We start from the raw sequence: 1,327 nt of genomic DNA on the forward strand, positions 1-1,327 counted from the left end.
TGACTGGTACTGTGATTTGCCACCAGCATCTCCTCAGATTTGGGGTGAGCAGACTGACGTACCAGAATCTGCAGACTGGTATAACTCTGGCTACATCATTGCTTGGGGTTCTAACGTTCCACAAACGCGTACACCTGATGCTCACTTCTTCACTGAAGTTCGCTATAAGGGTACTAAGACTGTATCCGTTACACCTGACTACTCAGAAGTTGCGAAGTTGACCGATGAGTGGATTCACGCGAAGCAAGGTACTGACTCAGCAGTAGCGATGGCAATGGGCCACGTTATTCTGAAAGAGTTTCACGTAGATAAGCCAAGTGCTTACTTCACTGAATACGTGCGTACCAAGACTGATTTCCCTTACTTGGTTATGTTAGAAGAGTCTGATCAAGGCTTACAGCAAGGTCGCTTCCTAAGAGCCTCTGATCTCGATGGTAACTTGGGTCAAGAAAACAACCCTGAGTGGAAGACGATTGCAGTTAACGATGCGAGCAATGAGTTGGTTTCACCTACCGGTTCAATAGGTTATCGCTGGGGTGAAAAAGGTAAGTGGAATATTGATCAGCTAGACGGTAATACCGGCGAAGAGATCAAATTAGGCTTATCACTAAAAGATAGTGCAGACGAAGTGGTTGAAGTTTCCTTCCCTTACTTCGGTGGACAAGAGCACGAATACGGTTATTTTGATCATACTGATCACGATGCGAATCAACTACGTAAAGTACCTGCTAAGAAAATTAAGTTAGCAGATGGTAGTGAGAAGTTGGTTGCAACTGTATTTGACCTGACTCTTGCAAACTACGGTGTTGAGCACGGTTTAAACTGTGCAAATTCAGCATCAAGTTTTGACGAAGACAAGCCATACACGCCAGCATGGCAAGAAAAAATCACCGGTACGCCGCGTGAGCAGATCATCAAGATCGCACGAGAGTTTGCAGACAATGCAAACAAGACGACTGGTCGCAGCATGATCATTATCGGTGCGGCGATGAACCACTGGTACAACATGGACATGAACTACCGTGGCGTTATCAACATGTTGATGATGTGTGGTTGTATCGGTCAATCTGGTGGCGGTTGGGCTCACTATGTTGGACAAGAGAAGTTGCGTCCTCAGTGTGGTTGGCTACCGCTAGCATTTGGTTTGGATTGGCAGCGTCCACCACGTCAAATGAACGGTACCTCTTTCTTCTACAATCACGCAAACCAATGGCGTTATGAGAAATTGGAAATGGAAGAGGTTGTGTCACCTTTGGCTGATAAGTCTAAGTGGCAAGCTTCTATCATTGACTACAATACGCGTGCAGAGCGTATGGGTTGGTTGCCA

1 protein-coding gene is annotated in these 1,327 nt (G+C 46.0%); it reads left to right on the forward strand.

What is annotated here, in order from left to right; all coding sequences use genetic code 11:
* Nucleotides 1-1,327 (forward strand): molybdopterin-dependent oxidoreductase (locus A3757_RS00785; RefSeq protein ID WP_156506067.1); only part of this gene is annotated, 1,327 nt, incomplete at both ends.

The organism is Oleiphilus sp. HI0117 (genome assembly GCF_001635235.1).